This is a genomic window from Pseudoxanthomonas sp. G3 (assembly GCF_057654715.1).
This window is the reverse complement of sequence record NZ_CM172805.1, coordinates 2,624,846-2,647,091: the sequence shown is the minus strand read 5'-3', so window position 1 is coordinate 2,647,091 and position 22,246 is coordinate 2,624,846. Positions and strand designations below refer to the sequence as shown.

Genomic DNA, 22,246 nt, shown 5'->3' with positions numbered 1-22,246 from the left:
TCACCGCACCGGCATGCCGGGCAGCGCACCGCTGTCGGCGTCGAGCAGCGCCAGCGCGCCACCGTCGAACCCGGCCGACAGAATCATGCCTTCGCTCAGGCCGAAGCGCATCTTGCGCGGCGCGAGGTTCGCGATGAACACCACCTTGCGGCCGACCAGCGCTTCCGGCTCGCCGTAGCTGGCGCGAATGCCCGAGAAGATCTGACGCTGGCCGAGGTCGCCGGCGTCCAGCAGGAAGCGCAGCAGTTTGTCCGAACCGTCGACGAAGCCGCACTCCAGCACCTGGCCGATACGCAGGTCGAGCTTGGCGAAATCCTCGATGCCGATGGTGCCGCCGGCGTCCTTGGCCTCGGTCGGCGCAGCGACCTTGGCCTCTGCCTTCTTCTCGGGAGCGGCAGGTGCGGGGGCGGCGGCGAGGGTGTCCTTGGAAGCGTCGGTCATGGCGTCGATCAGTTTCGGGTCGATACGGGTGAACAAGGGCGAGTAGGGCTGGATGACGTGCGCCTGCAGCGGCGCAGCGACGTCGGCCCAGCTTTCGACGGGCGCGCCGAGGAAGGCCTCGGCTTCAGCGCTCGTACGCGGCAGCACCGGTTTGAGCGCGGCAGCCAGCACGCGGAACAGGTTCAGGCCCTGCGTACAGACGGCCTGCAGTTCGGCATCAGCGCCTACCTGCTTGGCGATGACCCACGGCTTGGTCTCGTCGATGTACTTGTTGGCTTCGTCGGCCAGTGCCATGGTCAGGCGCAGCGCTGTCGCCGGCTCGTTGCGCTCGTAGGCGTCGGCGATCGGGCGCAGGGCGTCGACGAAGCGCTGGTACATGGCCGGGTCCGGCAACATGTCGGCCAGCTTGCCGCCGAAGCGTTTGTCGATGAAGCCGGCGCAGCGGCTGGCCAGGTTGACGAACTTGCCGACGAGGTCCGCGTTCACGCGGGCAATGAAGTCGCTGAAGCTCAGGTCGAGGTCTTCCACCTGACCATTACCCTTCGCCGCGAAGTAATAGCGCAGTGCTTCCGGCTCTAAGCCCACATCCAAGTAGGTGCGCGCCATGATGAAAGTGCCGCGACCCTTCGACATCTTGGCCCCATTTATCGTCAGGTAGCCGTTGACGTGCAGGCGCGTGGGCGCGCGGTGACCGGTGCCCTGCAACACCGCCGGCCAGAACAAGCCATGGAAATTGACGATGTCCTTGCCGATGAAGTGGTGCAGTTCGACGTCGGTGCCCGCGACCAGGTGCGGTTCGAAATCGAGGCCGCGTTCCGCGCAGAGGTTCTTGAAGCTGCTCAGGTAGCCGATCGGCGCGTCGAGCCAGACATAGAAATACTTGCCGGGCGCGCCCGGGATCTCGAAGCCGAAGTAGGGTGCATCGCGCGAGATGTCCCATGCACGCAGGCCGCCTTCGGCATCCAGCCACTCGCGCAGCTTGGCCTTCACGCCAGGTGCGGCGACATCGCCGGCCAGCCATTCGCGCAGGAAAGCCTCGAAGCGACCGACCTCGAAGAAGTGGTGTTCCGAATCGCGGATCTCCGGCGTGCTGCCCGACAGGATGGACTTGGGTTCCTTCAGGTCGGTCGGCGCGTAGGTGGCGCCGCAAACTTCGCAGTTGTCGCCGTACTGGTCGGCCGAGCCGCAGTTGGGGCAGATGCCCTTGATGTAGCGGTCGGGCAGGAACATGCCCTTGGCCGGATCATAAAACTGCGCCACGGTGCGTCGGCTGATGTGGCCGCCGGCCTGCAGACGCTGGTAGAACAACTCGGTCAGTTCGCGGTTGGCGGCCGAGTGGGTCGAGTCGTAATGATCGAAGGCGACGCCGAAGGCCGCGAAATCGCGCTCGTGGCCCGCCTGGACGCTCGCGATGAAGGCCTCGGGCGTGACGCCGGCCTTCTCGGCCGCCAGCATGATCGGGGTGCCGTGGGTGTCGTCGGCGCAGACGAAGTACACCGTGTCACCACGCATCCGCCGCGCGCGCACCCAGATGTCGCCTTGGACGTAGCCCACCAGATGGCCCAGATGCAGGGGGCCGTTGGCGTAGGGCAGGGCGTTGGTGACGAGGGCGGTGCGGCTCATGAGGGGCTTCGTGTCGGGGGGTTGCGATTATCGCATGGACCGGCAGGGCACCTTTCCTGGTCCGCAAAAGCAGCGGGCCCGGCATGACCGGGCCCGCTGGCATCGCGTGAACCCGAGGCTTACTGGCGGATCCAGGTCTGCGACTTGCAGATGAAGGCGATGCAGCCGGAGACCTCCAGCTTCTTGCCGCCATCGATCAGTTCCATCTTCGACTTGTACACCTTGCCTTCGTCGGGCTTGAGGATGGTGCCGCCCGCGTAATCGCCGCCGCCCTCGGCCTTCATGCCGCGGATGATTTCCATGCCGGTGATCGGCTTGTTCTTGCGGTCGTCCTTGCACTTGTCGCAGACCGGGTTCGGCTTGCTCGGGTTGATCAGCTCGACGATGCGCCCGCTGATCGCCCCGTTGGCGGCCTGGGTGATCTCGACATAGGACTTGGGCTTGCCGGTCTCGCTGTCGATGGTCTTCCAGCGGCCCACCACCGGATCAGCAGCAGAGGCCACGAAGGACAGGGCCATCAACGGAGCGGCCAGGCAGGCGGCCATCAGGGTCTTGCGCATGTTCCCCTCCCAGGGATGTAGGTCAGGCCCGCCGGCCACGCCGACGGATGCGGCAGTTATACCGCATCCGCTGGCGTATGGAAGAAGCCTGTTCAGCCGTCTTTTCGGGTGCCGAGATCGGTGTCGTCGGCTTCGGGCGTTTCGGGTTCCTGGGCGTCCTGCTGCGGTGCCGTGGCCGGGATACGCGACGCGGGCGGCGGCGTGCCGGTGACCTGTTCCACGCTGCCTACGGAGACCCGGCCGATGCGCGGCTTCATCCAGATCTCGTCATGCCAAGCCTGGTATTGCTTGGGGTCCCAATAACGGTCGTCATAGAACTTGCTGCCATCGATGGGGATGAACCCGCCCGGGCCTGGGATATTGATCTGCAGGTTGCCGGTGAAGCCCGTCCGACTTCCGGTAGACCTGCGTTTTTCGCGCCTGAGCACCGTGGCCAACCGCGGCTGTGCGGCTTCGTCACCGAACCGCGCATAGATCGCCTGGCCTTCCTCAACGGCACGTGCGCGCTCGTCCTCGCTGAGCTGTTCCCAATAACGTTCCCGCAGACCCATGAAGCCGGCGTAACCGCGCTCCGACGCCAGATCCATCCACGCGTAAGCGAGTGCGCGATCCTGTGTCGTGCCCTGACCGTTCCAGAGCATCTCGCCCACCATGCCCTGGGACGGCTTGTCCCCGTAGTAGGCCGCGCGCTGGTAGAAACGGAATGCCTCTTCGAATTCACCGGCCTTGAAGCGCTTCAATCCGAGCAGGCGATAGCGCAAGTCGGGATGCCCCGTCAGGAAGCCGGCGCTGAGCATCATCGCGTCGCGCGTCGGGTCCGGCGGCGGCTTGGCCGCATGTGAGGCAGGCGCGCTGGCTAGGCCTGCCATCAGCAAGAACAAGAGTGGGATCGTCCTGAGGGTGCCCATGTGTACTCCGACACGTGTCTTGGCGGTTGGACCTGGAGTCTGACCGGCGGTTTCCCGCCGGTCACGTCTCGGAAGTCATGGCCGCCGATGGGCGATGACCGTGCATGGGCTCACTTCGCTCCAGAGGACGTCTTGGCGCCCGCCGGGTTGCCGATATGGCGATCGAAGAAGGACAGCATCTCCGTGTAGAGCTTCACGCGGTTGTCGACATCGTAGAACCCGTGCATTTCGCCGGACTGGATGATCATGCCATCCGGCGCGTTGCCGGCGGCTATCAGCGCCTTGTTCATCAGTTCCGTTTGCTCGGGTGGCGTGCGGACATCGCGCGCACCGGCGGCGAGATAGACCGGGATCTTCACTTCGGCGGCACGCCGGGCGGGTGAGTTTTCTGTCCACACTTTCTTGTCGGAGCCATGCGTGCGGCGCAGGTAGCGTTGGCCGGATTCTGTGCTCGGGATGTCTCCTTTCTCGAACATCATCTCGACGTCGTAGACGCCGACGTAGCCGAACGTGCACTTGAACAGTCCGGGTGCGCGGATTGGCGCCATCAGCGACGAGTAGCCGCCGAAACTGCCGCCGTAGATGCAGATGCGGTCTTTATCGGCGTGGCCTTTCTGAATTGCCCATTGGGTGGCATCTATGATGTCGTTCTGGATGCCTTGGCCCCATTGCTGGTGCCCTGCGTTCTGGAAAGCACGGCCGTAGCCGCCCGAACCGCGGTAGTTCACCTGCAGCACGGCGTAGCCCCGGCTCGCGAACAGTTGCGTCTCGCCGCTGAATGCCCAGTCGTCGCGGGGACCGATCGGGCCACCATGCGGGTTGACGATGAGCGGAAGATTCTTGCCGTTCGAACCGTTGGGAATCGTCAGGTAGCCGTGGATGCGCTTGCCGTCACGGGCAACGAAATTGAAGGGCACGACCGACGCCATCTTCTTGGGGTCCAGCTGCGGGAGGCGCTTCATCAGGAAGCGCGCCTTGCCGGTCTCGCGATCGTAGAGGTAAAGCTCACCGGGATTGTGGTCACTATAGACGCTGACAATGATCTTCTTGCCGTCGCTGGTATAGCTGGAGAAGTCGACCATCTGCCCTTCGAACGCCGAGGCGAGCGAAGCATAGAGCTCGGCGTCGGGATGCGCCTCGTCGATCAGTTTGACGGCAGGTGCCCCGGCCTCGGTGACGACGCTGATGAGCGCTGTGTCGTCGGTCGACCAGATGAGGTTGCTGATCTGGGCCACCGGGTCCTGGAACAACAGCTTGAACTCGCCAGAGGTGGTGTCCAGCGTGCCCAGCGCGGCGGGCGCCACGCCATCGTCCTGGCTGACGTACACGGTGCCGTTGCGGGTCGTATGGACCACGCCGAGGTGCTTGCCGCCGGACTTGGACGCGTTGACCAGCGTCCAGTCGCGACCATCACGACGAAAGAGCTCGGTGCGTTCGTCGAACTCGCCGTCCTCGTTGCGGCTGGAGGAACACACGGCAAACCGCGCCTGCTTGTTCTCGTCTAGCGTCACGTTGCAGTTTTCTTTGGGCGCACGGCCGAGCGAGGTGCGGCGGCCATTGAAGACATCGAGCTTGACGAGCTCGGTGCCCGCACCCTCGCTGGAGCGCGGCGAACGCACGTCCATGATGACGAACTGATCATCGTCTCGCAGCGTGTCGACGAGGCTGAAGCGCTCCGAAGTGACCGTCTTCGCGCGCTGGGTGGCATCCTGCGTGCCATAGAAGATCAGTGGGCGGGGTTGCGAGCCGTCCACGTTGACAGCGAACCATTCCCCCGTATTGAAGGGTTGGGCGTAACCGCCCATCTTGCGCACCGCGTTGAACATCAGGCGATTCGGACTGACCCAGTCAAAAGAGCCGACGCTTTTCTTGTCGGGCAACTGGCTGACGTTGAGGATCTTCAGGTCGCTGGTCCGCATTGTCGTGAGGACGTCCTGATCTCCCCTATCCACGCTGATGGCCAGATATTCCCCGGTCGGCGAGATCTTCGCGGTACTGAAGGCTGGGTGGCTGACGAAGTCGCGGACGGGTTGCGGCGATGCGGCGTGCGTATCGGCAACGGTCACGGCAAACAGACCGACCAGGACGAGCAGTGTTCCCTTTCGCATCATCTTGAGCTCCTTGAAGGGCGGCGCGCCGCCTTCGATGGTCATGAGGCGTCGCCGCTGAAGCCAGGGCGACGCCAGAAGTAAAAAGACCCGGCGTCGCCGCCGGGTCCAGGTGCTGTAGAACGGCTCAACCCATCAGTTGAACTTGTAGGTCGCTTCCAGACCCACCTGACGACCAATGGCATCGAAACCACGCCAGTAGTAGGGGTAGGTGTAGTTGGTCTTGTCTTCCGGATGGTGGTTGTCGAACACGTTGACTACCGACAGACGCAGGTTCAGCTTCTCGGTGATGTCCTTGGCCACACTGGCGTTCCAGGTGATGAACGGCGCGATGCGGGTGTCGAACTCCGGATAGGCTACCGGCACGTTCGGGTCCCAGATCGGCGTGCTGCCCAAGCGGTTCATGAACACAGTCGCCATCCAGTCATCCTTCGACCAGTTCACGGTCAGGCGGACGCGGCTGCGATTGTCCAAGTTGCTGTTCAAGTCACGGTAGCTGAGCAGGGCCTGGTCGGCCGACAGCTTCTGCGTCTGTTCCAGAACATGCGTCCACTGCAGGGTTGTGCTGAAGTCGCCAAAACGATCGGTGTCGAGACGATAACGCACGGTCGCATCGATACCCTTCGTTCCGAGGAACGACTGGTTGATCGGGCCGCTGCGGATCTCGGTGATCTGATTGGTTTCAGGGTTGCGCGTGATGCGGCCCAGCGTAGCCTGACAGTAGGCACTGCTCAGCTGATATGGGAAGTTGGAACCGTTGGGATAGCGGCCGGTGTTGCAGCCCAGTTCCGCTTCGAGGATGGTGGCACCGCTCTGGACGTTGACCACATCCTCCAGTTCAACGACGTAGTAGTCCGCAGCCAAGGACAACTGTTCGGTGACGTCCCAGACGAAGCCGGCGGTCCACGAGTTACCCGTTTCTTCCTCCAGCGTGGGCTGGCCCTGCGAGGTGGTGAATGCCGAATAGTTGTAGTTAGCGCCTGCCGCACCGCACACCGACGAACTGGTTCCGATGCCATTGAGATAGCAGCGGTAGTAGTCGGTGATGGCGCCGAAGGAGCCGCTAGGTTCCGAGAACACATAGTGCATGTCCGGCGCCTTGAAGCTGGTGGCGTAATTGGCACGGATCAGCAGGCTATCGAGCGGACGGAACTCCAGGCCTGCACCCCACGTGCGCGCATCATCCACTTCGGTGATGTCGTCGTACTTGTCGTAGCGGCCCTGCAGGCTGGCGGTCAGCATGCTGAAGATCGGAACCTTGAACTCGACACCGGCCGCGTAGCGATTACGCTCGCCGCTGCCCCCCGTGCCGGTCAGGTTATAGATTTCCCGAACACTCGGAAGGATGCGACGGTCGCTCTCAAGATCGTAGCTCTGGCGCGAAGCCTCGACGACGCTTGCGAACGATAGCGGGCCGGCAGGTAGCTCGAACAGGTCGCCCGACAGCACGAAACTACCGGCCGCATTGCGCGACACCGCTTCGTAGTGGACCATCGTAGACATCGCCGCGTAGTCCGCCGGTGATATCGGGCCGTAGAAGCGATCGAGGTTTAGGCGATAGACCGGCAGGCCGTTCGGAACGCCAGCAAGACCCGTGTAGGCGCCCTGGCCGGTGGTTCCCAGCCGCGAGCCCATGAAGTAGTTCGTGGCACCTGCCACGGTGAGGCGCGGACGGTCGCGGACGATTTCATACTGGGCGCCGCCCAGGGTGAACTCCCAGTCGAAGCGATCGGCAAACGTGCCGCGCAAGCCGAACGCCAGGTCCAGCGAGTCTTCTTCGAATTTCTGGTAGGTGCCTTCGGAGCCGCCGTAGGTTTCCGGGGTGATCGCGCGGATTGGGAAGATACGCATTCCCAAGCCCGGGTCGTAGAAGTTCGCGCCCGGTTGCGGGCCACCCTGCCACTGTTCGACACCGCCGCCCAGGCGGCTGCGGGAGTTGAACGCCATCGCGCTCGCCCAGCCTTCCAGGTTGTCGGTGAAGTTGAAGGTGCCGTACACGTAACCGGAGAGGTCGTTGCTGCCATTGGCAACAGTCTGCTCCGCGGGGAAACGGTCGTAGCCGCAGCCGGGGCCCAGGTTCGCGCCAGTCGCCGAGCTGGTGTAGAAGTGGTAGCGGTACAGGGAGCTGGCGGAGCAGTCGCGGCCAGCGGGTAGCACGTAGCTCTGCGTCGCGCCGGTGCTGCTGAGGCGACGGATTTGGATGCCGATCGGCGGCTGGTAACCGCCGCGACCGTTACCGGCAGCCAGGGGGAAGGTGCCTGGAGGCGCCGGGTTGTCCGCAGCAGAATCCATGAAGTCCCGCTGGTAGCCCCACAGGGCTTCGGCGTTGTACGACTCGAATGCGTAAGTCACGCTCCAGTTGTCGCCTGTCTTGCCGCCTACCCACTGGATGTCCGCGATGTCGCGGCCACCGTCGGTCGAGGTCTGGCCCTTGACCTTCAGGATGTTGCCTTCGTAGTTGGTCTTCAACACGATGTTGACCACGCCAGCCACGGCGTCGGAGCCGTACACGGCCGATGCGCCACCCGAGAGAATCTCAATGCGTTCCACCGCCGCAGCGGGGATGTTGTTGAGGTTCTGGAAGTTGCTGCGGCCGTTGTACGGGAACGGATAGTCGTTCGCGCGGCGACCGTTGATCAGCAGCAGGGTGCGGCCCGGGCCGAGGCCGCGCAGGTTCACCGGACTGGCGTTCGGTGTGAAGCCGCCGGCGGCGTTGAAGTCGTTCTGCACGGAGCCGGTGTTCTGGCTCAGCGTGTCGATCGCTTCGGCTACGGTGTTGAAGCCTTCCTGCTTGATTTGTTCGGCCGTGATGACCGTGACGGGCGAGGGACCCTCGATCTCGGAGCGCTTAATGCGCGAGCCGATGACTTGGACCTTACCGAGGTTGGTCGTTTCGCCTTCCGAGGACGAGCTGGTGGTGGCGTCCTGGGCGAATGCAGCGCCCGGGATCAGCAGGGCGGCGACCAACGCCGCGCCAAGCGGATGGCGCCGGAGCGCCTTCGCGTTTCCGTAGTTCATTGGTGAATCCCCTAGAAATCCGTACGTGTAAGCGGCTCGCAAGAGGACCGTTCCCATCGGTCCAGGCCGCGCAAAAGCGTCCGTGCAACCCGACATTAACACGGAATTAATGTGCTGCGCGTATCACAGAATTATTTCTCGTGTGTGATGTCGCCTTCACGGTTATGAGTCCTCTGTTCAGGTTCCGATGAAGGTCGGCGCAGTGCGACAATGGCGCCTCCGCCCTGGAGTGAATCCTCGTCAAGTGGCTGAAAGAACAGAAAATTTCGAGCGTCCCCGCGTTCATGCCGTCCAAGGCAACCTGTCCCCCCACCCCCGCATCCGCAACGTCATCGCGGTCGGATCGGGCAAGGGCGGGGTGGGGAAGTCGACCACGGCGGTCAACCTGGCCCTGGCCCTGGCGGCCGATGGCGCCCGCGTCGGGGTGCTGGATGCCGACGTCTACGGTCCGAGCCTGCCGGCCATGCTGGGCCTGTCCGGGCGCCCCGACAGCCCGGACAACAAGTCGATCGAGCCGATGCGGGCGTTCGGGGTAGAAGCCATGTCCATCGGCCTGCTGGTCGACCAGGACACGCCGATGATCTGGCGCGGGCCCATGGCCACGTCCGCGCTGATGCAGCTGTTCAACGACACGCTCTGGGGCGATCTGGACTACCTGTTGATTGATCTGCCCCCGGGCACGGGCGACATCCAGCTGACCCTGGCCCAGAAGATCCCCGTGGCCGGGGCCGTCATCGTCACCACGCCGCAGGACATCGCTACGCTGGACGCCAAGAAGGCGCTGAAGATGTTCGAGAAGGTCGAGGTGCCGGTACTGGGTATCGTCGAGAACATGGCGGTCCACACCTGTTCGAACTGCGGCCATGTGGAGCACCTGTTCGGCCAAGGCGGCGGCGAGCGCATGGCGGCGCAGTACGGTGTGCCGCTGCTCGGATCCCTTCCGCTGGCCATCGCCATCCGCGAGCAGGGCGACGCCGGCCAGCCGGTCGTGGTCGCCGCGCCCGATTCGGCGGTCGCACAGGCCTACCGGCAGACGGCGCGGGTCATGGCCGCCACCCTGGCCCAACGTCCGCGCGCGCCGCTGTCCATCGTCTCCTCGCTGGTCTAACGGCCGGCGCAGACGGCGGGCCGGGGCCCGCCCTACAATCCCCCGTCCGCCGCGCGCCAGTCGCGCGGCCTTCGCCCCACCAGACCAGGATTTGCATGAGCATCAAGAGCGACCGTTGGATCCGCCGCATGGCCGAGCAGCAGGGCATGATCGAGCCGTTCGAGCCGGGGCAGGTGAAGCAAGCCAACGGCGAGCGCATCGTCAGCTACGGCACCTCCAGCTACGGCTACGACGTGCGGTGCTCGCGCGAGTTCAAGGTGTTCACCAACATCAACTCCACCATCGTCGACCCCAAGCACTTCGACCCGAAGAGCTTCGTGGACATCGAGGCCGACGAATGCATCATCCCGCCGAACAGCTTCGCGCTGGCCCGCACCGTGGAGTTCTTCCGTATCCCGCGCGACACGCTGGTGGTATGCCTGGGCAAGAGCACCTACGCGCGCTGCGGCATCATCGTCAACGTGACCCCGCTGGAGCCGGAGTGGGAAGGCCACGTGACGCTGGAGTTCAGCAACACCACGCCGCTGCCGGCGCGCATCTACGCCAACGAAGGCGTGGCACAGATGCTGTTCTTCCAGTCCGATGCCGACGACGTCTGCGAAACCAGCTACAAGGACCGTGGCGGCAAGTACCAGGGCCAGACCGGCGTGACGCTGCCGCGCACCTGATTCGTTACAACGCAACCGAAGGACGAAGATGCAAGCTCCGCCGCCCATGCCGCAGGACCCGTATCGCACGCCCGAGGCAGATGTGGCGGCGTTGCCGGGCACGGGGCTCGATCCCGCGATCCGTGCGCTGCGCCTGGTCGCGGTGCTGATCGACTGGACCCTCAGCATGGTGCTGATGGTGCCGCTGATGTTCATGGGCGGATTCTGGGAGGCGGCGTTCGAGGCGGGCCGCTCGGGCGGGTTCGGCCTGATGCCCCTGGGCACCACGCTGATGTGGGCCGCGATCGGCTTTCTCCTGTTCGTACTGATCCAGGGATATCCGCTGCAGCTGTGGGGTCAGACCTGGGGCAAGAAGCTGCTGTCGCTGAAGATCGTCGACCTGCAGGGCAACAAGCCGCCGTTGGCGGATCTGTTGCTGAAGCGCTACCTGCCCACGCACGCGATCGCGAACGTGCCCTGCCTTGGGCTGATCTATGTGCTGGTCGATTCGTTGATGATCTTCCGCGCCGACCAGCGGTGCGTGCACGACTTGATCGCCGGCACGCGGGTCGTTAAGACGTCCTGATCCTCAGGCCAGGCGCTGGCGCCAGGCCTCGACCTCGGCGTGCAGCGAGGCGGGCGCGTGCCGCACCGCGCTGCCGCTGCCCCACACCGGTCCGGGCCAGGCGGCATCGCCTTCGTGGCGGCCCACCAGGTGGATGTGCAACTGCCGGACGATGTTGCCCAAGGCGCCAATATTGAGTTTCTCCACACCGGCCTGTGCACGGATCAACTGGCCGGCCTGGTTGATCTCCGCGAGCAGCAGCCGTTGTTGCCCGCCATCGAGCTCCACCCATTCGCTGACGCCGTTGACGCGGGGTACCAGTACCAGCCACGAGAAGCGGGTGTCGTCCATGAGCCGCACCTGCGAAAGCGGGCCATCGGCGATGAAGATGCTGTCGGCAGCCAGGCGGGGGTCGAGGGCGAAGTCGGTCATGCGAGGTTCCGTGCGAAGAAGTCGAGCGTGCGTTCGCGCGCCAGCCGTGCGCTGGCGGGATCGTAGTCCGCGCGCAGGTCGCAGTTGAAGCCATGGCCGGCGGGGTAGGTGAAGATCTCCATCTGCGGCAAGGCGTCACGATGGGCTTGCACCATCTCGGGTGGGATGGACGTATCGCGGTCGCCGAAGTGGAACATCACCGGCGCCTTGGGCGCTTCCGCCAAGAAGGGCAGGTTGCGCGCCCCGTAGTAGCTGACGGACGGCAGGCCCAGTCTCAGCGCGGCCAGCAGGGCGACGGTGCCGCCCCAGCAATAGCCGACGCTGCCTACCTTCCCGTGATCCGCGAGCGCATCGGCGGCCGCCCGCGTGATGTCAGTCGCCCGCTCGAGTCCGAGGGCGGTGATCAGCGCCTTCCCGCGCGCGATGCCGTCGGCGTCGTAGTCCAGTTCCACACCCCGCTCGATCGGGTCGAAGTACGCGGGCGCCAGTGCGAGGTAGCCTTCCCGGGCGAAGCCTTCCGCCGCGGTACGGATATGCGGGTTCACGCCGAAGATCTCCTGCACCACGACCAGCGCGCCGCGCGGCACACCCTCGGGATCGGCTCGCCAGGCATGGATGCGGCCGTGTGGGGACTCGAAAGGCAGCCATTGGCCCATGGGTGCGCTCCGTTCTTGGGGGCAGACTAGTGTAGGCGCCGCGGGTGCGCGGGGAGTGCAGACTGAACGGCCCGACCAGGCCCGCCGACGGCCCGGGGCTATAATCCGCGCCCCCGTACACGCGCCGCCGTACTCCCCATGTCCCTGCAGAACCCCAAGGTGGGCTTCGTCAGCCTCGGCTGTCCGAAGGCCCTGGTCGACTCCGAACGCATCCTCACCCAACTCCGTGTGGAGGGATACGACATCGTGCCGACCTACGACGCCGCGGACGTGGTGGTGGTGAACACCTGCGGCTTCATCGACTCCGCGGTGGCCGAATCGCTGGATGCCATCGGTGAGGCGATGAATGCGAACGGCAAGGTCATCGTCACGGGCTGCCTGGGCAAGCGCCCGGAGCAGATCCGCGAGCAGTACCCCGACGTGCTGGCGATCAGCGGTCCGCAGGACTACCAGAGCGTGATGGAAGCGTTGCACGAAGCACTGCCGCCGAAGCACGATCCGTTCGTCGACCTGGTGCCTGACTACGGCGTCAAGCTGACGCCGCGCCACTACGCGTATCTCAAGATTTCCGAGGGCTGCAACCACCGTTGCAGTTTCTGCATCATCCCGTCGATGCGCGGCGACCTAGTGTCGCGTCCCGTCGATGACGTCCTGCGCGAGGCCGAGCGCCTGGTGCGCGGCGGCGTGAAGGAACTGCTGGTGGTGTCGCAGGACACCTCGGCCTATGGCGTGGACGTGAAGTACGCCGAGCGCGAATGGCGCGGCAAGGCCTACCAGACGCGGATGAAGGCGCTGTGCGAAGGCCTGGGCGAGCTCGATGCCTGGGTGCGCCTGCATTACGTCTACCCGTATCCGCACGTCGACGACATCGTCCCGCTGATGGCCGAAGGCAAGGTGCTGCCGTACCTCGACATCCCGTTCCAGCACGCCAGCCCACGCATCCTCAAGCTGATGAAGCGGCCCGGCGCCGTCGACAAGACGCTGGAGCGAGTGAAGCGCTGGCGTGCGATCAGCCCCGACATCACCTTGCGCTCGACCTTCATCGTCGGCTTCCCGGGTGAAACGGACCAGGAATTCGAGGAACTGCTGCAGTTCCTCGACGAAGCGCAACTGGACCGCGTGGGCGCGTTCGCCTATTCGCCGGTGGAAGGCGCCGCGGCGAACCTGCTGCCCAACCCGGTGCCGGAAGAGCTGAAGCAGGAGCGCCTGGCGCGCTTCATGCAGAAGCAGGCGGAGATTTCCGCCGCGCGCCTGGAGGCCAAGATCGGCACGGTGCAGCAGTGCCTGGTCGACTTGATCGAGGACGACATCGCGGTGGCGCGCTCGAAGGCCGATGCGCCTGAAATCGATGGCCTGGTGCATATCCAGAACGGCGGCGAGCTTGGCCTGCGGGTCGGCCAGTTCGTCGATGTGGAGATCACCGAAAGCGACGAGCACGACCTGATCGGCGACGCCATCATCGAAACGGCGGGCAGGCCGCTCGACGTCAAGGTGCTGTGACCGCGCCGACCGTCGGAATACGGGCTAGCGGTGGCCGGCGTCGTTTCATCGCTCCCCTGCGCGACGAGGTCGATGCCGCGCGTTTCGACCATCCCCTGTTCGATGGATACGACGCGTATCGGGATCTGCTGACAGTTGCAGGGTGGCCGGTCATCGGTGCCCTCAATGCCCACATGCCGCAGCCGGGGCCTCGTTTCGTGGTGCAGGATGCGGACCTGCTCGCCGACGGACTGCACTACGAGGTCCGCGTTGCCCAAGGACGCATCGCCACGCGTGCCGAGAACTGGCACGACCTATTCAATGCGATGGTCTGGATGCGGCATCCGGCACTCAAACATGCCCTCAACCGGCAGCAGTGCTTGCAGATCGAACGGATCGGCGTGCGTGATCGCAGTCCAGCCCAGCAGGCGCTGACCCAGTTCGACGAAAGCGGGGTCATCGTCCATGTGCGCGATGCGGCACTGCTGGACGCGTGGGATCGGCATGACTGGACAGCGCTTTTCCACGCCAGTGCCGGCCGCTGGCGCGACGGCGGCATTGCCGTAGTCGCCGTGACGGGGCATGCGCTGATGGAACAGATGCTGGTGCCGGAGCGCCTGCTGGTCGGCAAATGCCTTGTCATGTTGGGCGATGCGAACGACTGGGTCGCACGCGTGGCCGAAGCGATTTCAGATGGCGACGTCCTGCGCGCGCCATCGGAACTGCGCCCGATGCCGCTGGCCGGCATTCCCGGATGGCATGCGGAACAGGGTGCCGCGTTCTATACGCAGCAAGACTACTTCCGCCCACTGCGGGAGGGTCGTGTGTATCCGCGACCGCTGTGACGCATCAGCCTGCGTAGCTGACATCCACCAGAACGAAGTGGGTGACGCCGCCGGGCAGCTCCACGGCGAACTCGTCATCGATGCGCTTTTTCAGCAGTGCGCGCGCCAGCGGCGAATCGATGCTGATCCAGCCGCGTGCCGCGTCGGTCTCGTCCGGCCCGACGATGCGATAGCGCGACGTCTCTCCACCGGCGAGATTTTCCAGTTCGACGGTGGCGCCAAAGAACACCGCCTCGGGATCGCTGGGCGCGGTGTCGACGACCCTCAACACTTCCAGGCGCTTGCTGAGATAGCGCACGCGCCGGTCGATCTCTCCGAGCTGCTTCTTCCGGTAGGTGTACTCCGCGTTCTCTGAGCGGTCGCCCTCGGCGGCGGCGGCGGCGAGCGCCTTCACCACCTCCGGGCGCCTGATGCGCCAAAGATCATCCAGCTCCGCCTTCAGGCGGTCATGGCCTTCGCGGGTGATCAGGGCGGTGCTTTTCTCGCCCGGCGGACGCCAGCGCGACACGTCAGCGGTCCCCGGCGTTGTCTGCGCGCCGCAGCGTACGTCCGCGCGGATCCTCGACCGGTTCGATGCAGCTGCCGGAAGTCAGCACCAGCAGGTCGTCGTCGTGGATGGCGAATTCCTGCGCCGTCCCACCGTCGTCGGGCGTGAGCTGCACGCAGGTGCCGTTCCAGGTGACCGACCAGCGCCCGGCGTGCGTCGGCGCGGCCTGGAGGTCGTCCTGGCAGTGCGCCTGCAGGGTGTAGCCTCCGTCGGCACGCAGGTCCAGCCACACGTCCTGCATCACGCAGGTAGCGGACGGCAGGGTGCCGTAGAAGGGGCCGGCAAAGGTCGCCGGCGTCGGATTGGCAGCCGAGGCCGCCAGCGACACGGCGATGCCCGACAGGAGGACAAGCCACTTCATGCGCGTGCGGTCAGCGACGGCCGCCGAAGATGCTGCCCAGGATGCCGCGCACGATCTGGTTGCCCAGCTTGGTGCCGATGGTGCGCGTGGTCTGCTTGGCCATCGTCTCGATCATGCCCTGGCGGCGCTTGGTGCCGAACACGGCGTCCTTCACCGACTGGCCGAAACCGCCGGCGTCCGGGTCATCCTGTTCGGTCTTCGCGGGCGGCGCCTTGGCCGCCTGTGTCGTGGCTTCGGCGCGCTGCGCGAGCATCTCCGCGGCGGAGTCGCGATCCACGCGGGTGTCGTACTTGCCGCCGACAGGGCTGCCGTTGCGCACCTGCTGGCGTTCGGTCTCGTTGATGGCGCCCATCCGGCAGCGCGGCGGCGAGACCATCGTCTGCTGCACGGGCGAGGGGATGCCCTTGTCCTGCAGCGTGGAGACCAGTGCTTCGCCGGTGCCGAGTTTGGAGATGGCCTGGGCCACGTCCAGCTTGGGGTTCGGCACGAAGGTCTCGGCGGCGGTCTTGACCGCCTTCTGGTCGCGCGGGGTGAAGGCGCGCAGCGCGTGCTGCACGCGGTTGCCGAGCTGGCCGAGTATGTTGTCCGGCACGTCGTCCGGAAACTGCGAGCAGAAGTACACGCCCACGCCCTTGGAACGGATCAGGCGCACGACCTGCTCGATGCGCTGCTGCAGCGCCGGCGGCGCGTCGTCGAACAGCAGGTGCGCTTCGTCGAAGACGAACACGAGCTTGGGCTTGTCCAGGTCGCCGACTTCCGGCAGCGTCTCGAAAAGCTCCGACAGCAGCCACAACAGGAAGCTGGAGTAGAGACGTGGCTTCAGGATCAGCTGGTCCGCGGCCAGGATGCCGATCACGCCACGGCCATCGGTGTTCGTGCGCATCAGGTCGGCCAGTTCCAGCGCCGGCTCGCCGAAGAACATCTCGCCGCCTTCCTGCTCCAGCCGCAGCAGGGCGCGCTGGATCGCGCCCACCGACTGCGTGCTCACCAGGCCGTAGCTGGTCGAGATGTCCTTGCGTTCGGCGGCGACCAGGCCCAGCAGCGCGCGCAGGTCTTCCAAGTCGAGCAGCAACAGGCCGCGGTCGTCGGCCAGCTTGAACACGATGTCGAGCACGCCGCTCTGGGTGTCGTTCAACTCCAGGATGCGCGAGAGCAGCGTGGGGCCCATCTCGCTGACGGTGGTGCGGACCGGGTGGCCCAGCTTGCCGTACAGGTCCCAGAAAATGACTGGATTCGCGCTCGCTGCGTAGTCGGTGATGCCGATGTCCTTCGCGCGCTGAAGCAACTTTTCGCTGCCGTCGCCGGCGGTGGCCAGGCCGGCCACGTCGCCCTTCACGTCGGCCATGAACACCGGCACGCCCATCCGCGAGAAGCCTTCGGCAAGCGTCATCAGGGTCACCGTCTTGCCAGTGCCGGTGGCGCCAGCCACCAAGCCATGGCGGTTGCCGAACTTCGGTTGCAGGGTGACCGGAATGTCGTCGGTGACGCCCTTGCCCAGCAGGATCGGATCCATGTTCAACCTCGCGTGGTGATGCCGCGATTCTAGCGGCTGGACGCGAGCGGCGGTGCAACGTTCCATGACGTCCGACCTTGCCCGCGGCGCGCGGCCGGGGCTACCCTCCCGACTCACACTCTGGATGCCTACCTGATGTCTTTCGCGGTTCCCGCCTGCCTGCGTTACTGGCCCATTGCGGCCACCCTGTCCCTCTTGCTCGTGTCGCCCGTCTCCCATGCCCAGCGCGTCTCCGCGCGGGATCGCGCCGCGGCCGAGACGCTCGAGCAGCGCATGGCTGCCGCGGAGAAGCGCTACCGCGACGGGCTGGTGCTGGTAGCGAACAGCGATCCGCGCGGCGCCGCGGAGAGCGACGCCGCGCTGGAGGATATGGAAGACGTCCTGGATGCCTGCATCAAACAACGCGGTTGCCAGGTGGCCACCTTGCTGGCCACGTACAAGCGCCTCCTGAAAGACAATGCCGACGGGCAGACCGTCGATGGGGAAGAGGACGGTGACGCGATCGATGCGTTGGACGACGGCACCGACCACGCCACGCCGGTCGGTACCGCCGTGCCGGAAACCGCACGCACCGCAGCGCTGCTCAACGACCAGCGCCACGCGTTCGACCGCATGGTCGAGTACAACCCGGCCATCCAGGCCGGCATTCGCCGCTGGTTGACCGACATGCGCCCCGCGCTGATCGACAGCTACGAGAACTACCAGAACATGCGCGCCGAGCTGTATCCCGCCTGGGAGCGCAGCGGACTGCCGGAAGCTCTGCTTTTCGGCATCATGGCCAAGGAATCGAACGGCAAGGTGCATTCGACCTCGCGCGCCGGCGCCGCCGGCCCGATGCAGTTCATGTTCAACACCGGGGCGCGCTTCGGGCTCGGTCGCGATGCCAGCGGCTTCGACACGCGCTACGACCCCTACGCCTCCGGACAGGCCAGTGCGGCGTACATCAATGAACGCATGCGGGGGCTCAACAACAACATCGAGCTGGCACTGGCTGCCTACAACGGCGGCGAAGGCCGCGCCGCGCGCGTGTATCGCGAGAATCCGGGCCTCGGCTTCTGGGACGACGTGGTCTATAGCCAGTTCCCCGGCGAGACGCGCGACTACGTGCCGATGGTGATCGCTGCGGCATGGTTGTTCCTGCACCCGCGGCAGTACGGCCTGGAGTTCCCGAAGGTCAACGCGCAGCCCGCGCCGCTGAAGCTGGCGCGCGACGCCTCGATCTACGAGCTGACCATCTGCCTGGGCAACGGCGGCACGCGCGAGGGCTACATGCGCACGCTACGCAACCTGAATCCGCGCTACCAGCCGGAAACCTGGATCCCGGCCGGTACCACGCTGAAGGCGAACACGCGCATCTCAGGTCTCTACACGCGCCATTGCGTGAGCGGTCCGCGCGCGGATCTCGCCCGCACGTTGGTCAATGCCGACCCGGCTGCCGCCATCCGTCGCGCGCAGTTCACCGGCAACGTCGCTGTGGGCGACGTGACGCCCGTAGCCGGCGTGCCGACCACCGTCGCCACCGGCGAGCCCAAGCCCGCGGAACCCAAGGCCAAGCAGGCCCGCGAGTATCGCGTTGCCAAGGGCGATACGCTGGGACGCATCGCGAAGCGCTTCCAGTGCGATCAGAAGCAGCTGGCGCGCGCGAACAACCTGAAGGCGCCCGCTTACGCCGTGCGGCCGGGGCAGGAGCTGAGCCTGGAAGGTTGCAAGAAATAGTCGAGGGTCGCGCCAAGTGGCGGCTGCGCCTTGCTTGTGCGCTAGCCATCGCCATCACATGCGGTAGCTTCCGGGGCCGCCGCCCAACGGCATTGTCTTTGGCTTGGTCGGCAGCGCTGCGACTGGTGAGCGGTGAATGCGTGCAACTCGCTGGATGCGTGGGTGGCCGTTGTGTCCTGATGCAACGTAAACGGTTGTATGTAAACGAATGAACATCGGGCGATGCGCGTCTTGTGCCGATGTGTCTTCGCGAGCCGCGGTGCGCAACGAAAAAGTGTGCTCTCGAACGCGTTCCACGATCCGTGACGAGAGTACATATGCATCGCTGACTCGTCAGCGTCCATAACAAGGAGGTAGTTATGTCCATCAAAACGTTTCTGCTCTCGTCCGCATGTACAGCAGCGTTGGTGCTTGGATTCTCGTTCACGTCGAAGGCAGACGATCCATGTACGGAATGTTGGCTCGCTTGCGATCAGGCGTACACCACGTGCATGCAGGGGGGGCAATACACCCCTGCCCAATGCCGTGCCAGCCTCAATACATGCCGGTTCTTCACGTGCGGTAACTGCGATCCCCCCTGATCCGATTTGGCGAGGTGCCGCGGGGGCAACCCCGCGGTTTCGAACGGCACATGCACGCGAAGGATCGAAGATGCCTAGAAATATCGGGAAGCTGCTTCCGCTCGCGCTGATCGTGGCCGCGCTCCTGATCGGTCTTGGAGCGGGACGCGCCTACAGCGCCCATAAGTCTGCTGAAGCGGGCGCTCTGTCGGTAACGCGCGGCGACTATGAGCTTTACCTCGCGCGGCCGGATCAGATCGCTTTCTACAGCCTCGCATCCTGTGGCGGCTGCAAACAGGCGCGGCAGCTACTCGACGAACTCGGTGTGGACTACGTGGAACGTCCTGCGGATACGTCGACGATGCACCGCCAAGAGTTGCAACGATTGGAAGCGAAGCGCGTTCCCGTCATCGTGATGGCGAACGCAAAGCTCGAGGGATACGACCGCACCAAGCTTGTTGCATTGCTAAAGCAGCAACGTTACGTCCGCGAAGAGAGTCGTTAGCCGATAGCGCACAGACATACCGCTCAGATCACGCGGGCCAGGGCCTGCGACGAAACGCGTCGTAGCGGCCCCGGCTCTGGCCGCTACCCGATCAATCGGGCTAGGGCCTGGCCTAAGCATACCGGTGATTCGGCTTTTAGATTGGGTGCCAGTTCCGCCACGCCCGGCGGCAGCAGCACGATGACGGTCGAGCCGTAGTTGAAGCGGGCCATCTCCGCGAACCGCTCCAGCGTGATGCCCTTGCCGCGGTAGTCCTTGCGGGTGATCGCGGTGCCGTAGGCGGGGATTTCCTCGCCGCTCCAGACCGTTTCCACGCCGGACACCAGCAGCGCGCCGACCATCACCGAGACCATCGGGCCGAAATCGGTATCGAAGTGGCAGACCAGGCGTTCGTTGCGCGCGAACAGGCGCGGCACGTTCGCCACCGCGGCCGTGCCCACGCTGAAGAGCCGGCCGGGGACGTGCACGGTTTCGCGCAATGTGCCGGTCCACGGCATGTGCACGCGGTGGTAGTCGCGTGGCGACAGGTACACCGTGGCGAACAGGCCGTGACGGAATGGCTCCGCGTCCGTCGCATCGCCCAGCAGTTCGGCGGCGGTGAACGACTGTCCCTTGGCCTGGAAGATGCGGCCGTACTCGATCGGGCCGCACTGGCTGATGTGGCCGTCGGCCGGCATCAGCAAGGCGCGCGGGTCGGGATCCGCCACGCGCGCGCCGGGCTTCAGCGCGCGGGTGAAAAAGGCATTGAAGCTTGGATAGGCGCGCGGGTCGGGATCGGCGGCCTCGGACAGGTCGACGTTGAACTTCCGCGTCACCGTATCGATCAGCCAGCGGCTGGTCGCGGGCGAGGTGGAATAGGCCAGCCGGCGTGCCAGCGACGACAGGAAGCGGTGCGGCAACACATAGGTCAGTGAGGTCAGCAGGCTCATTTCGACGAGGCCTCGGTCAACGCGCGCATGTCCGCGGCGATCGCCTTGGGTTGGAATGGCGGACGGATCAGGCCGGCCAGCCGGCCCTGCGGGTCCAGCACGCCGATCGCGGAGGAGTGGTCCATGCTGTAGTCGTTCGGGTTCTGGTCGAAGCCGTCGCCCGGCACCTTCATGAAGACGAAGCCCAGCGCCTTGGCGAAATTCTCCAGCGTCGGCACGTCCGCGGTCGCGGCCAGCGTGTCGGCATGGAAGGCGTGCGCGTATTCGCCGATGCGCGTCGGCGTGTCGCGCTCCGGGTCCACCGATACGAACAGCACGCGCGGCCGGGTGGAATCGGGCAGGTCCTTCCACTGCGCCTGCGCCTGGGCCAGTTCGGCCAGCGTGGTGGGGCAGACGTCCGGGCAGAAGGTGAAGCCGAGGAAGACCAGGGTCCAGTGGCCCTTCAGCTCGCCGTCGGCCAGTTGGGTGCCGTCGGACTGGCGCAGCGAGAACGGCGGCAGCGGCCGCGCCTGCGGGAACAGGGTCACCGCTTCGGTGGCGGGCCATGGCGTGGCCGGGGTCACCGGGCCGAAGAATTTCTGCGCGGCCAGCAGGCCCAGACCGCCGGCGAGCGCCAGGACGAGGATGAGGCCGATCTTCTTGTTGAACATGCGCTGGGGATTCCCACGAAGGAGGGCACGGCCCGCGGGCCGGGGCCGCATGGGCGCGGCGGAAGCGGCCATGATACCGGGGCAGCCCCTATAATCGGCGCCCTTCGCCGTTCCGGCGTCTTCACAAGCCTTGCCATGACCGCCGACGTCGCCGCCGAACTGCATACCATCATCGACCTGATCCGCTACGGCGCCAGCCGCTTCAACGCCGCCGGCCTGACCTTCGGCCACAGCTACGACAACGCGCTGGATGAGGCGACCTTCCTGGTCCTGCACGCGCTGCACCTGCCGCCGGACCTGGGCCCGGCCTATGGGCAGGCGCGCGTGACCTCGCCGGAGAAGGCGCAGGTGTTGGCGCTGTTCGAGCGCCGCGTCAACGAGCGCGTGCCGGTCGCCTACCTGACCGGGGAAGCCTGGTTCGCCGGCCTGAGCTTCAAGAGCGATGCGCGCGCGCTGGTGCCGCGTTCGCCGATCGCCGAGCTGATCGAAGCCGGCTTCGAGCCCTGGCTGGGAGGTCGCGAGGTCAACCGCGCGCTCGACCTGTGCACCGGTTCGGGCTGCATCGCCATCGCGATGGGCCACTACCACCCGGACTGGCAGGTCGACGGCGCCGACATCAGCGAGGACGCGCTGGCCCTGTCGGCCGAGAACAAGGCGCGCCTGCACGCGGACAACGTGCACTTCGTGAAATCGGACCTCTTCGCAGGGCTCACCGGCCGTCACTACGACCTGATCGTCACCAATCCACCCTACGTCACCAACGACGAGACCGACGCACTGCCGAAGGAATATTCCTTCGAGCCGGAACTCGGCCTGCGCGCCGGCGATGACGGCCTGGACCTGGTGCTGAAGATCCTGCGCGACGCGCCGCTGCACCTGAGCCAGGACGGCCTGCTGATCTGCGAAGTCGGCGAATCCGAGCACGCGCTGGTGAAACTGCTGCCGGACGTCGAGTTCGCCTGGATCGAATTCAAGGTGGGGCAGATGGGCATCTTTGCTGTCGAATGCGCGGAGCTGATCCGGCACAACGCGCGGATCACCGCGCTCGCCGCCACGCGAAAATAACGCCGCCGGA

The 22,246-nt window shown here is 65.5% G+C and carries 20 protein-coding genes; 8 read left to right on the top strand and 12 right to left on the bottom strand.

The window, feature by feature from the left end; all coding sequences use genetic code 11:
- From metG to AC23D6_RS12495, 5 genes are all read right to left on the bottom strand, one after another.
- On the bottom strand, positions 1-2,064 hold the full coding sequence (metG, locus tag AC23D6_RS12515) for a methionine--tRNA ligase (protein ID WP_487749580.1): 2,064 nt from the start codon (positions 2,062-2,064) through the stop codon (positions 1-3).
- Positions 2,065-2,183: 119 nt separating this feature from the next.
- On the bottom strand, positions 2,184-2,624 hold the full coding sequence (locus tag AC23D6_RS12510; protein ID WP_487749579.1) for a DUF2147 domain-containing protein: 441 nt from the start codon (positions 2,622-2,624) through the stop codon (positions 2,184-2,186).
- A gap of 92 nt (positions 2,625-2,716) precedes the next feature.
- Entirely contained in the window at positions 2,717-3,532 is an 816-nt protein-coding gene (locus AC23D6_RS12505; protein ID WP_487749578.1) for a tetratricopeptide repeat protein, read from the bottom strand.
- 110 nt (positions 3,533-3,642) lie between these two features.
- Positions 3,643-5,685: an alpha/beta hydrolase family protein gene (locus tag AC23D6_RS12500; RefSeq protein ID WP_487749577.1), complete on the bottom strand. Its 2,043-nt coding sequence runs from the start codon at positions 5,683-5,685 to the stop codon at positions 3,643-3,645.
- 90 nt (positions 5,686-5,775) lie between these two features.
- A complete protein-coding gene (locus AC23D6_RS12495; protein WP_487749576.1) occupies positions 5,776-8,658 on the bottom strand; it encodes a TonB-dependent receptor plug domain-containing protein in 2,883 nt (960 codons plus the stop codon).
- A gap of 244 nt (positions 8,659-8,902) precedes the next feature.
- Here AC23D6_RS12495 and apbC point away from each other — a divergent pair, with 244 nt between their 5' ends.
- From apbC to AC23D6_RS12480, 3 genes are all read left to right on the top strand, one after another.
- Positions 8,903-9,766 (top strand): iron-sulfur cluster carrier protein ApbC, encoded by an 864-nt coding sequence (gene apbC / locus AC23D6_RS12490; RefSeq protein ID WP_487749575.1) that lies wholly within the window; start codon positions 8,903-8,905, stop codon positions 9,764-9,766.
- A 95-nt stretch (positions 9,767-9,861) separates the two neighbouring features.
- Positions 9,862-10,434 (top strand): dCTP deaminase, encoded by a 573-nt coding sequence (gene dcd / locus AC23D6_RS12485; RefSeq protein WP_093299617.1) that lies wholly within the window; start codon positions 9,862-9,864, stop codon positions 10,432-10,434.
- A 28-nt stretch (positions 10,435-10,462) separates the two neighbouring features.
- Positions 10,463-10,999, top strand: coding sequence for an RDD family protein (locus AC23D6_RS12480; protein WP_487749574.1), 537 nt, complete (start codon positions 10,463-10,465; stop codon positions 10,997-10,999).
- 3 nt (positions 11,000-11,002) lie between these two features.
- Here the strand turns inward: AC23D6_RS12480 and AC23D6_RS12475 are convergent, their stop codons facing one another.
- Positions 11,003-11,410, bottom strand: a complete 408-nt coding sequence (locus tag AC23D6_RS12475; protein ID WP_487749573.1) for an HIT domain-containing protein — start codon at positions 11,408-11,410, stop codon at positions 11,003-11,005.
- The gene (locus tag AC23D6_RS12470) at positions 11,407-12,066 is read right to left on the bottom strand and encodes a dienelactone hydrolase family protein (RefSeq protein WP_487749572.1); all 660 of its coding nucleotides are present in this window, start codon (positions 12,064-12,066) and stop codon (positions 11,407-11,409) included. Before AC23D6_RS12470 ends, AC23D6_RS12475 begins: the two co-directional genes overlap by 4 nt.
- A 138-nt stretch (positions 12,067-12,204) precedes the next feature.
- Here AC23D6_RS12470 and rimO point away from each other — a divergent pair, with 138 nt between their 5' ends.
- Positions 12,205-13,566 (top strand): 30S ribosomal protein S12 methylthiotransferase RimO, encoded by a 1,362-nt coding sequence (gene rimO, locus AC23D6_RS12465; protein WP_487749571.1) that lies wholly within the window; start codon positions 12,205-12,207, stop codon positions 13,564-13,566.
- Complete coding sequence (locus AC23D6_RS12460) at positions 13,563-14,390, top strand: DUF3025 domain-containing protein (RefSeq protein ID WP_487749570.1); 828 nt, start codon at positions 13,563-13,565, stop codon at positions 14,388-14,390. The genes rimO and AC23D6_RS12460 overlap by 4 nt, the downstream gene beginning before the upstream one ends.
- A 4-nt stretch (positions 14,391-14,394) precedes the next feature.
- Here AC23D6_RS12460 and greB read toward each other — a convergent pair whose 3' ends face one another.
- The 3 genes from greB to AC23D6_RS12445 are packed head-to-tail and all read right to left on the bottom strand — an operon-like array spanning position 14,395 to position 16,811.
- Positions 14,395-14,898, bottom strand: coding sequence for a transcription elongation factor GreB (gene greB / locus AC23D6_RS12455; protein WP_487749569.1), 504 nt, complete (start codon positions 14,896-14,898; stop codon positions 14,395-14,397).
- 1 nt (position 14,899) lies between these two features.
- Positions 14,900-15,298 (bottom strand): copper resistance protein NlpE N-terminal domain-containing protein, encoded by a 399-nt coding sequence (locus tag AC23D6_RS12450; RefSeq protein WP_487749568.1) that lies wholly within the window; start codon positions 15,296-15,298, stop codon positions 14,900-14,902.
- Positions 15,299-15,308: 10 nt separating this feature from the next.
- Positions 15,309-16,811: a helicase HerA-like domain-containing protein gene (locus AC23D6_RS12445; protein WP_487749567.1), complete on the bottom strand. Its 1,503-nt coding sequence runs from the start codon at positions 16,809-16,811 to the stop codon at positions 15,309-15,311.
- Between the two features lie 135 nt (positions 16,812-16,946).
- Between AC23D6_RS12445 and AC23D6_RS12440 the strand changes: the two genes are divergently transcribed.
- Together AC23D6_RS12440 and AC23D6_RS12435 are read left to right on the top strand one after the other, a co-directional pair.
- Entirely contained in the window at positions 16,947-18,527 is a 1,581-nt protein-coding gene (locus tag AC23D6_RS12440) for a transglycosylase SLT domain-containing protein (protein ID WP_487749566.1), read from the top strand.
- 651 nt (positions 18,528-19,178) lie between these two features.
- A complete protein-coding gene (locus AC23D6_RS12435) occupies positions 19,179-19,592 on the top strand; it encodes a glutaredoxin family protein (protein WP_487749565.1) in 414 nt (137 codons plus the stop codon).
- Positions 19,593-19,675: 83 nt separating this feature from the next.
- Here AC23D6_RS12435 and asd read toward each other — a convergent pair whose 3' ends face one another.
- Positions 19,676-20,521, bottom strand: a complete 846-nt coding sequence (gene asd / locus AC23D6_RS12430) for an archaetidylserine decarboxylase (RefSeq protein WP_487749564.1) — start codon at positions 20,519-20,521, stop codon at positions 19,676-19,678.
- Complete coding sequence (locus AC23D6_RS12425; RefSeq protein ID WP_487749563.1) at positions 20,518-21,171, bottom strand: SCO family protein; 654 nt, start codon at positions 21,169-21,171, stop codon at positions 20,518-20,520. The genes asd and AC23D6_RS12425 overlap by 4 nt, the downstream gene beginning before the upstream one ends.
- Positions 21,172-21,306: 135 nt before the next feature.
- Here AC23D6_RS12425 and prmB point away from each other — a divergent pair, with 135 nt between their 5' ends.
- Positions 21,307-22,236 (top strand): 50S ribosomal protein L3 N(5)-glutamine methyltransferase, encoded by a 930-nt coding sequence (prmB, locus tag AC23D6_RS12420; protein WP_487749562.1) that lies wholly within the window; start codon positions 21,307-21,309, stop codon positions 22,234-22,236.
- Positions 22,237-22,246 lie beyond the last annotated feature (10 nt).

Coding starts and splice junctions, on each gene's coding strand:
- AC23D6_RS12425 (WP_487749563.1), bottom strand. CDS start 21,171: ATGTTCAACAAGAAGATCGGCCTCATCCTCGTCCTGGCGCTCGCCGGC.
- AC23D6_RS12495 (WP_487749576.1), bottom strand. CDS start 8,658: ATGAACTACGGAAACGCGAAGGCGCTCCGGCGCCATCCGCTTGGCGCG.
- AC23D6_RS12475 (WP_487749573.1), bottom strand. CDS start 11,410: ATGACCGACTTCGCCCTCGACCCCCGCCTGGCTGCCGACAGCATCTTC.
- AC23D6_RS12445 (WP_487749567.1), bottom strand. CDS start 16,811: ATGGATCCGATCCTGCTGGGCAAGGGCGTCACCGACGACATTCCGGTC.
- AC23D6_RS12435 (WP_487749565.1), top strand. CDS start 19,179: ATGCCTAGAAATATCGGGAAGCTGCTTCCGCTCGCGCTGATCGTGGCC.
- AC23D6_RS12480 (WP_487749574.1), top strand. CDS start 10,463: ATGCAAGCTCCGCCGCCCATGCCGCAGGACCCGTATCGCACGCCCGAG.
- AC23D6_RS12440 (WP_487749566.1), top strand. CDS start 16,947: ATGTCTTTCGCGGTTCCCGCCTGCCTGCGTTACTGGCCCATTGCGGCC.
- metG (WP_487749580.1), bottom strand. CDS start 2,064: ATGAGCCGCACCGCCCTCGTCACCAACGCCCTGCCCTACGCCAACGGC.
- AC23D6_RS12450 (WP_487749568.1), bottom strand. CDS start 15,298: ATGAAGTGGCTTGTCCTCCTGTCGGGCATCGCCGTGTCGCTGGCGGCC.
- AC23D6_RS12510 (WP_487749579.1), bottom strand. CDS start 2,624: ATGCGCAAGACCCTGATGGCCGCCTGCCTGGCCGCTCCGTTGATGGCC.
- dcd (WP_093299617.1), top strand. CDS start 9,862: ATGAGCATCAAGAGCGACCGTTGGATCCGCCGCATGGCCGAGCAGCAG.
- AC23D6_RS12500 (WP_487749577.1), bottom strand. CDS start 5,685: ATGACCATCGAAGGCGGCGCGCCGCCCTTCAAGGAGCTCAAGATGATG.
- AC23D6_RS12470 (WP_487749572.1), bottom strand. CDS start 12,066: ATGGGCCAATGGCTGCCTTTCGAGTCCCCACACGGCCGCATCCATGCC.
- AC23D6_RS12505 (WP_487749578.1), bottom strand. CDS start 3,532: ATGGGCACCCTCAGGACGATCCCACTCTTGTTCTTGCTGATGGCAGGC.
- asd (WP_487749564.1), bottom strand. CDS start 20,521: ATGAGCCTGCTGACCTCACTGACCTATGTGTTGCCGCACCGCTTCCTG.
- prmB (WP_487749562.1), top strand. CDS start 21,307: ATGACCGCCGACGTCGCCGCCGAACTGCATACCATCATCGACCTGATC.
- rimO (WP_487749571.1), top strand. CDS start 12,205: ATGTCCCTGCAGAACCCCAAGGTGGGCTTCGTCAGCCTCGGCTGTCCG.